Genomic DNA, 7,123 nt, shown 5'->3' with positions numbered 1-7,123 from the left:
CCCCGGCGGGGCCCGAGACGATGCGCGGCAGCAGCCGGACCAGCAGGCGCTTCGCCCGCCCGTCCTCGAGGCTCGCGACCACCCGCGGCAGGGCGCCGGCCATCGCCACCGCGGCGGGCCGCGCGGCCGCCGGGTCGGCGAGGAATTTCTGCAGGATGCGCGCGAGGTCGAGCCGCGCGAGCACGCGGCGCACCTCGGCTTCCGTGAACACATGGGAGGAGACGAAGCGCCCCAGCGCCCGGCCAAGCCGTTCCTTCTGGTTGGGCACGATCGCCGTGTGCGGGATGGGCAGGCCGAGCGGGCGGCGGAACAGCGCCGTCACGGCGAACCAGTCGGCGAGCCCGCCCACCATTCCCGCCTTGGCGGAGGCCTGCAGCAGGTCCGTCCAATATCCCGGTGGCAGCTTGTAGGAGACGAGGACGAGCCCGCCCATGCCCACCAGCAACCCGGTGGCGACCGCCTTGTGGCGCCGGAGGCTGCGCCGGAGCTCGGAATCGGGGTCGGGCGGGGGGCTGGCCTGCATCGGATGCGGAGATAGATGGCCCCGCGGGCCTTGCCCAGCCAGGGGCGTATGTTACATCATAACCCATGCCGTCCTTCGCCGATCCCCTCGCGCTCGCCTCCGGCGCCGCGTCCCGCCTCGTGCTCGCGGGCGGCGTCGGCACGGTGCTGTGGCTCGGCGTGCTGTGGGCCATGGCGGCATGAGCGTGCTGCGCAGCCCCGCCGCCCTGGTGCTCGAGAACCTGACGCTGACCCATGGGCGGCGCGCGGCGGTGCATCACGTGTCGGGCCGCTTCGCCCCTGGGAGCCTGACGGCGGTGGTCGGGCCGAACGGGGCGGGCAAGACGACGCTGCTGCGCGCGCTGGCCGGGCTGCACCGGCCGGAAAGCGGCCGCATCGCCCGGGACGGGTCGGCAAGCATCGCCCTGCTGCCGCAACTGGCCGCGCTCGATCGCGCCTTCCCGATCGCCTGCCGGGACGTGGTCATGCAGGGGTTGTGGCCGCGCCTCGGCGCCTTCCGCGCTGTGCCCGGGCATGAACGCGCGCGGGCCGAGACGGCGCTCGCCGCCGTGGGCCTGGCGGGCTTCGAAAAGCGCCCGGTCGGCAGCCTGTCCGCCGGGCAGACGCAGCGCCTGCTTTTTGCGCGGCTGCTCGTGCAGGACGCCGACATCCTGCTGCTCGATGAACCGTTCAACGCGGTGGATGCCAAGACCTCGGCCGATCTGCTGCGCGTGGTGCGCGACTGGCACGGGGAAGGGCGCACGGTGGTCGCCGTGCTGCACGACCTTGACCTGGTGCGGCGCGAATTCCCCGAGACGCTGCTGATCGCCCGTGATGCGATCGCCTGGGGGCCGACAGAGGAAGCGCTGTCGGCGGCCAACCGGCTCCGCGCGCGGATGATGGCGGAAGCCTGGGCCGAGGACGCGGAGCACTGCCAGAAGGCGGCGTGAAGGCGGGAGGGGCGCTGCCCCTCCCGGACCCTCCCCGCCAAAGGCCGAAAGGCCTTTGGAAACCGTCACCTTGGCGCCGTGACCTCGGCGCGCGGCACCAACAGTTGGTTCCCAAAGGCCTTTCGGCCTTTGGTGGGGTGAGGCCCGGAGAGGGGCGAAGCCCCTTTCCGGATGCAACATGCACGACCTGCTGATCGCCCCCTTCGTCGAGTTCGGCTTCCTGCGCCGCGCGCTGGTGGGCTGCCTTGCCCTGTCGGTCTCGGCGCCCGTGCTCGGTCTGTTCCTGGTGCTGCGGCGGATGAGCCTGACGGCGGATGTGCTGGCGCATGGCGCGCTGCCCGGCGTGGCCCTTGCCTTCCTGCTCGCGGGGCTGTCCGCGCCGGCGCTGTGGTTCGGCGGGCTGGTCGCTGGCTTGCTCGTCGCCGTCGGCGCCGGCGCGCTGTCCCGCGCCACGGGCGGGCGGGAGGACGCGACGCTCGCCGCGCTCTACCTCGTCGCCTTGGGGCTCGGCGTGGCGATGATCTCGATGGGCGGCGGGGGGGCTGCGGACCTGTCGCACATCCTGTTCGGCAACGTGCTCGGCGTCGACGATGCCGCGCTGCTGCTGATGGCCGGTGTCTCCACGCTGACGCTCGCGCTGCTGGCCTTCGCCTGGCGGCCGCTGGTGCTGGAATGCTTCGACCCGTCCTTCGCGGCCGCCGCGGGCGCGCGCGGCGGTGCGTGGCACCTGCTGTTCCAGGGCTTGGTCGTGCTGAACGTGCTCTCGGCCTTCCAGGCGCTGGGCACGTTGATGGCGGTGGGGCTGATGATGCTGCCGGCGATCGCGGCGCGGCACTGGGCGCGGCAGGTCTCGGGCATGGCCTATGCGGCGGTGGGCGTGGCGCTGGCGTCTTCCGTCGTGGGTATCCTGGTGTCGTATCACCTCGACGTGCCGACGGGGCCGGCGATCGTGTTGGTGGCGGGGGCGGCCTGGGCGGTGTCGGTGCTGGCCGGCCCTGTCGATGGGTTGCTGGCGCGCCTCATGCGGCGGCGGCATCTGGCGGGGTAGGGCCGGGCCGGATCAGCCCACGGCGCGACTTGCCTTGATCACGGCGATCGTTGCGATCACGAGTGCGCCTGCCGCGGTCAGCACGGCGGCGATTGCGTAGACCACGCGCATCGGGGCGAAGGCCGTCTCGGAGCCTGTTGCGGCGTAGGCCAGGACGATCGTGATCGCGACGCTCGCGGCCAACATCCGAAAGACCGCCCACCAACCGACCACGGACGCGAGCAGGACCAGGCGCTCGCGCATCGTGGTGCTCTGGCGCTCCGCAATCGGCGCAAGCAAAGCGCGTAGGCGCGGCAGCTGCCACCAGACGGCGATCGCAACAGCAGCAACACCGAAACCCGCCTCAACCGCAACGGACCACATGCCAGCGTGCGTAGACGAAGCGTACCGCCGCGCGCAACCACAACCAGCGCGTGGATGGTTGTCGATGGCCGGCGTGCGCCCCATCCTGGGCACCTGAAACGCCGAAGGATGCCTCGCATGGGATCGCTGCTGTTCTCGCCGCTGACGCTGCGCGGCCTGACCATCCCCAACCGCGCCACGATACCGCCGCTCTGCCAGTACTCGGCGCATGAGGGCATGGCGAATGACTGGCACATGGTCCAGCTCGGCCGCTTCGCCGTCGGCGGCTTCGGGCTGGTGTTCAGCGAGGTGGTGTCCGTGCTGCGCGAAGGCCGGATCACCCATGGCGATGTCGGGCTCTGGAACGACGAGCAGATCGCGCCGCTGAAGCGCATCACGGATTTCATCAAGGCGCAGGGCAGCGTGCCGGCGATCCAGCTCGGCCATGCCGGGCGCAAGGGATCCATGCAGCGCCCCTGGGAAGGCAATGGCCCGCTCGGCCCGGACCAGTTCGCGAAGGGGGAGACGACCTGGGACATCGTCTCGGCCGTCGCCAAGCCGATCGCCGAAGGGCACCTGACCCCCGCCGGACTCGACGCCGCCGGCATGGCGCGCATCGTGGAGGCCTTCGCCACCGGCGCGCGCCGCGCCCGCGCCGCGGGGTTCGAGGCGGTGGAAGTCCATTGCGCCCATGGCTACCTGCTGCACCAGTTCCTCTCGCCCCTGTCGAACACGCGCAACGACGCCTATGGCGGCGACCTCGCGGGGCGGATGCGCTTCCCGCTCGATGTCATCCGCGCGGTGCGGGAGGCCTGGCCCGAGGACCGGCCGGTCTTCGTGCGCATCTCCGCGGTCGATGGCGCCGATGGCGGCTGGACGATGGAAGACAGCCTCGCTTTCGCCCACGCCATGAAGCCGCTCGGCGTCGATGTGGTCGATTGCAGTTCGGGCGGCATCGGCGGCAGTGCCACGGGATCGAAGCGCATCCCGCGCGGCTACGGCTTCCAGGTGCCCTATGCGGCGCAGATCCGGCGCGATGTGGGGCTCGCGACCATGGCGGTCGGCCTCATCATCGGCCCGCAGCAGGCCGAGGCCGTGCTGGCGGACGGCGAGGCGGACCTCGTCGCCGTGGGGCGGGAGGCGATGAACAACCCCAACTGGGCGCTGATGGCGCGCGGCGTGCTGGAACCGGGCACGACGGAGGATGTCTTCTCCCGCTGGCCGGCGCAGCATGGCTGGTGGATGGAAAAGCGCGCGGCGGTGATGGAAGCGCTCGGCGCGCCGCCGGCTTGACGCGCGTCAAGGCGCGCTGACCGCGCCGCGCGCAAGCCTGCCCGAACCTGGTCGGGGGAGGAGCAGCGGATGGCGGCGGCAGCGGTGGAAGGCGGGGGCGGGGCACGGCGCTGGATCGGCCTCGGACTCGCGCTTGCGGTGCTGCTCGCCGCGACGCTCGTGCCTCCTCCGGCGGGCTTGCCCGTCGCGGGGCAGCGGGCCATCGGCATCCTGCTGATGGCCGTGGTCCTGTGGGTCAGCGAGGCGGTGGACCTCACCGTCTCGGCCTTCGTGGTCGCGGCGCTGATCATCCTGCTGGTCGGCACCGCGCCCGACCCGGCGGCGCCGGAGCGGATGCTCGGCATCGCGCGGGCGCGGGACTGGGCGATCGGCGGCTTCGCCAACAATGCCGTCGCGCTGGTCGGCGCGGCGCTGGTCTTCGCGGCGGCGGTCTCGGCGACCGGGCTCGACCGGCGCATCGCACTCGCCACGCTCTCCCGCGTGGGCACGAAGCCGCAGGGGATCTTTGCCGGCACGCTGGCGGTCGGCGTCATCCTCGCCTTTCTCGTGCCTTCGGCCACGGCGCGCGTTTCGGCGGTGGTGCCGATCGTGCTCGGCATCATCGGGGCCTTCGGGCTCCAGCGGGACAGCCGCCTGGCCGCGCTGCTGATGATCGGCTCGGCGCAGATCTGCTCGGTGATGAACATTGGCGTGCTGACGGCCGCGGCGCAGAACGCGACCTTCCTTGGCCTGATCGGGCGCGCCATCCCGGGTGCCACCGTCACTTGGCTCGACTGGTTCATCGCCGCCGCACCCTTCTGGCTGCTGATGGCGCCGCTGCTCTACGTGATCCTGTGGCGCTTCCACCGGCCGGAGGCGAGCGTGAGCCAGGATGGCGGCGCGGCCGTCGCGCGCGACCTCGCGGCGCTCGGGCCGATGAGCGGGGCGGAGAAGCGCGTGCTCGCCGCCGGTCTCCTGCTGCTGGGGTTCTGGGCGACGGAAGGCCGGCTGCATCCGCTCGATACCGCATCCTCGACGATCATCGCCGTGACGGTGCTGCTGCTGCCGCGCATCGGCGTCATGTCCTGGAAGCAGGCGCAGGGTTCCGTGCCCTGGGGGACGCTGATCCTCTTCGCCGTCGGCATCGCGCTGGGGTCGGTGCTGGTGCAGACGCGCGGCGCGGCCTGGATGGCGGGGCAGATCGTGGACGTCTTCGCGCTCCGCCAAGCCACCCCCTTCGTGATCGTCGCCGTGATGGCGGCCTTCCTCATCCTCGTGCATCTGGGCTTCGCCTCGGCCACGGCGCTGGCGGCCGCCTTCATCCCGATCGTCATCTCGGTGCTGCAGGAAGTGGCGCGGGCGGGCGTGCCGGTGAATGTCGCGGGGGTGACGATGATCCTGCAGTTCACCGTGTCCTTCGGCTTCCTGCTCGTCGTCAGCGCGCCACAGAACATGGTGGCCTTCGGCACGGGCACCTTCGCCGCGCAGGACTTCTTCCGATCGGGCGTCGTCATCACGCTTGCGGGCTATGCGCTCGTGCTGGCGCTGACGGCGACCTGGTGGGACTGGTTGGGGTATGTGCGGGGCTGATCAGTACTCGATCTCGAAGGACAGGCCGACGCGGTCGCCTGCCGCGCTGTTGCCGCCCGTCTCGGCCTCGATCCGCACGCGCGGCAGCACGTCGATCTGCACGCCGACGCGCGGCGCGCCGCCCTCGCTCGACTGCCGCACGCCGACATAGACGCCCTCGGCCACATAGCGCCCGGTCTCGAGCGTCGCGCCCTGGCCGCGCCCGCCATCGGGCCGCCGGTCCTCCCCCACCGCGAGGCGATCGAGAGCGAGCGTCCGCCGGATGCGCTCGAGGATGCCCGCCGCACCCGGCGTCTCAATCCCCGCCGCGCCCGCCAGCACCTGCGCCAGCTGCGCGAGCTGGAAGGGTGACAACTCGCTCGCCCGCCTGTCGAACAGCAGGCGGGAGAGGATCTCGTCCTGCGGCAATTCCGGTGTGGAGGAGAATTCGATTCGCGGATCGGTCGCCGGCCCGGTGACCGTGACATTTGCCGTCACCTCCCGCGCCCGCGCCGCGGCGAGGAAGTCGAGCGAGGGCACGAAGGTGCCCGCGTCGAAGCCGATGGTCCCGCGCCGGAAATCGAGCCTGCGGTCGAAGACCGAGATGTTCCCCCGCCGCAGCGTGAGCCCGCCCGTCACGGTCGGCGCGGCGATCGCGCCGCCGACATTCATCGTGCCGCCGAATTCCGCGTCGATCCCGCGCCCGCGCACGAAGACGGCGCGCGGTGCCGCGACCTCGATGGCCAGCGCGATGTCGGGCAGTCCCGCAGGCGCGCCCCCCGCCCGTGGTGGATCCAGCGGCGGCGTGTTCGGCGGGCGCCGCCCGCGCTCGCGCACGCCCTCGATCCGCCGGACGGAGGGCGGCAGCTTCTCCGGCACGGTGATGTCGAGCCGCTTCACCTCGACACGCCCTTCCACCCGCGCCTGTTCCAGCAGCCGGCCGGCCAGCCGGAGATCCGCATCGAAGGTGCCGCTGGCGAGATCGGACCGCAACGGCCGCGCGCCGCGCGCGGTCAGCGTCAGCTCCGCCGGCAGGCCCGGGGAGAGCGGCGATATCGTGCCGCCGATCCCGATCGTGCCATTGCCCGGGGTGCGCGCAGCGAAGCGCTCGATCAGCAGGCGATCGCCCTCCGCGCGCAGCACCGCCTCGATCTCCGATAGTGTCACACCCTGCGCGAGGTCGCGGAACGACCCACCCGACAGTGTCGCGCGGCCGGTCAGCGCGGGCGTCGAGACCGTGCCGCCGGCCTCCATCGCCAGCGCCAACCGCCCCGCGACGCGCTGCGAGCCGGCGGCGAGGATGGGCCCGGCGATGGCGCCGAGATCGGCATTCGCTTCCAGCCGCGCGGCGAGCGGCGCCGTTCCGCCGAAGCCGCCCGGCAGCCGCGCGGTGCCGTTCGCGCGCAGCACTGCGCCCGCCGATGCCTCCAGCCGCACATCC

The 7,123-nt window shown here is 72.4% G+C and carries 7 protein-coding genes; 4 read left to right on the top strand and 3 right to left on the bottom strand.

The window, feature by feature from the left end:
• Positions 1-523, bottom strand: a 523-nt coding sequence (locus HW577_RS17155) for a DUF445 family protein (RefSeq protein ID WP_198377368.1), incomplete at its 3' end; no start/stop codon positions are given.
• Positions 524-701: 178 nt separating this feature from the next.
• Between HW577_RS17155 and HW577_RS17150 the strand changes: the two genes are divergently transcribed.
• Positions 702-1,451 (top strand): metal ABC transporter ATP-binding protein, encoded by a 750-nt coding sequence (locus tag HW577_RS17150; protein WP_198377367.1) that lies wholly within the window; start codon positions 702-704, stop codon positions 1,449-1,451.
• A gap of 178 nt (positions 1,452-1,629) precedes the next feature.
• Positions 1,630-2,499 (top strand): metal ABC transporter permease, encoded by an 870-nt coding sequence (locus HW577_RS17145; protein WP_198377366.1) that lies wholly within the window; start codon positions 1,630-1,632, stop codon positions 2,497-2,499.
• Between the two features lie 12 nt (positions 2,500-2,511).
• On the opposite strand, the gene HW577_RS17140 is transcribed toward HW577_RS17145, so the two are convergent.
• Positions 2,512-2,862 (bottom strand): hypothetical protein, encoded by a 351-nt coding sequence (locus HW577_RS17140; RefSeq protein ID WP_198377365.1) that lies wholly within the window; start codon positions 2,860-2,862, stop codon positions 2,512-2,514.
• A 117-nt stretch (positions 2,863-2,979) separates the two neighbouring features.
• On the opposite strand from HW577_RS17140, the gene HW577_RS17135 reads away from it, so the two are divergent.
• Both HW577_RS17135 and HW577_RS17130 read left to right on the top strand, forming a co-directional pair.
• Entirely contained in the window at positions 2,980-4,134 is a 1,155-nt protein-coding gene (locus tag HW577_RS17135; RefSeq protein WP_198377364.1) for an NADH:flavin oxidoreductase/NADH oxidase, read from the top strand.
• A gap of 69 nt (positions 4,135-4,203) precedes the next feature.
• Positions 4,204-5,703, top strand: coding sequence for a DASS family sodium-coupled anion symporter (locus tag HW577_RS17130; RefSeq protein ID WP_198377363.1), 1,500 nt, complete (start codon positions 4,204-4,206; stop codon positions 5,701-5,703).
• Here HW577_RS17130 and HW577_RS17125 read toward each other — a convergent pair.
• Positions 5,704-7,123, bottom strand: a 1,420-nt coding sequence (locus HW577_RS17125) for a translocation/assembly module TamB domain-containing protein (RefSeq protein ID WP_198377362.1), incomplete at its 5' end; no start/stop codon positions are given.

The organism is Neoroseomonas rubea (assembly GCF_016106015.1).
GTDB lineage: Bacteria > Pseudomonadota > Alphaproteobacteria > Acetobacterales > Acetobacteraceae > Neoroseomonas > Neoroseomonas rubea.
This window is presented reverse-complemented; position numbering and strand designations above follow the sequence as displayed.

Coding starts and splice junctions, on each gene's coding strand:
- HW577_RS17140 (WP_198377365.1), bottom strand. CDS start 2,862: ATGTGGTCCGTTGCGGTTGAGGCGGGTTTCGGTGTTGCTGCTGTTGCG.
- HW577_RS17130 (WP_198377363.1), top strand. CDS start 4,204: ATGGCGGCGGCAGCGGTGGAAGGCGGGGGCGGGGCACGGCGCTGGATC.
- HW577_RS17145 (WP_198377366.1), top strand. CDS start 1,630: ATGCACGACCTGCTGATCGCCCCCTTCGTCGAGTTCGGCTTCCTGCGC.
- HW577_RS17135 (WP_198377364.1), top strand. CDS start 2,980: ATGGGATCGCTGCTGTTCTCGCCGCTGACGCTGCGCGGCCTGACCATC.
- HW577_RS17150 (WP_198377367.1), top strand. CDS start 702: ATGAGCGTGCTGCGCAGCCCCGCCGCCCTGGTGCTCGAGAACCTGACG.